The 910-nt window shown below is 51.2% G+C and carries 1 protein-coding gene; it reads left to right on the forward strand.

Annotated features, from left to right (window positions below):
• Window positions 1–828 (forward strand): ATP-binding protein (locus ACTHS3_RS15425; protein ID WP_440368428.1); only part of this gene is annotated, 828 nt, incomplete at its 5' end.
• Window positions 829–910 lie beyond the last annotated feature (82 nt).

The raw sequence follows: 910 nt of genomic DNA on the forward strand, positions 1-910 counted from the left end.
TTAAACCGTCTGGATTTAATCCTGCCTGACGAAGCCGGTAAAACCGACTGGCGCGCTTTGGCCTACCGTTGGCACAGTGTGGGCAAAAAAGGTATTTTGGAAAGCCTGCCGCGTCCGCATACGTTTCCTTTGAGCAGATTGGCGGCAGTCGGTTCGCAAACCGACCGGCTGAAACGCAATACCGAGCAATTTTTGGCAGGTCGTCCGGCAAATAATGTCTTGATGACCGGCGCGCGCGGTACGGGGAAATCCTCCTTGGTTAAAGCGTTGTTGCACGAATACGCTGAGCGTGGCCTGCGACTGATTGAAGTGGACAAAAGCGATTTGATCAGTCTGCCGGCTTTGTTGACGTTGTTGTCCGAGCGCCCTGAGAAGTTTATCGTTTTCTGCGATGATTTGTCGTTTGAAACCGGCGATGAGACCTATAAAGCCTTGAAAACTGCTTTAGACGGTGGACTGTCGCAACGTTGCACCAATGTTTTGGTTTATGCCACTTCCAACCGTCGTCATTTAATTCCCGAATACATGGATGAAAACGGCGGTACTACGGGCACTCGCGGCGAAATCCATCAGAAAGAGGCCGTCGAGGAAAAAATCTCCCTTTCCGACCGCTTCGGCTTATGGCTGAGTTTTTATCCTTTCGATCAAAACGATTATCTGACCGCTGTTGCCAACTGGTTGGACGATTTCAATGTGCCTTTTGACGATACGGCGCGCCAAGCCGCATTGCAATGGGCGCAAATGCGCGGCAGCCGTTCAGGCCGCTCGGCATGGCAGTTTGCCTGCGACTGGGCAGGCCGGTTGCCGGAAGAAAGAGTGTTGGATTAAGGCTGAAAAAGCAAAGGCCGTCTGAATATGGTTTCAGACGGCCTTTTTGTATTTTTATTTATCCATCAGCGCAAGCATGAAG

Source organism: Neisseria sp. P0009.S007 (genome assembly GCF_051962515.1).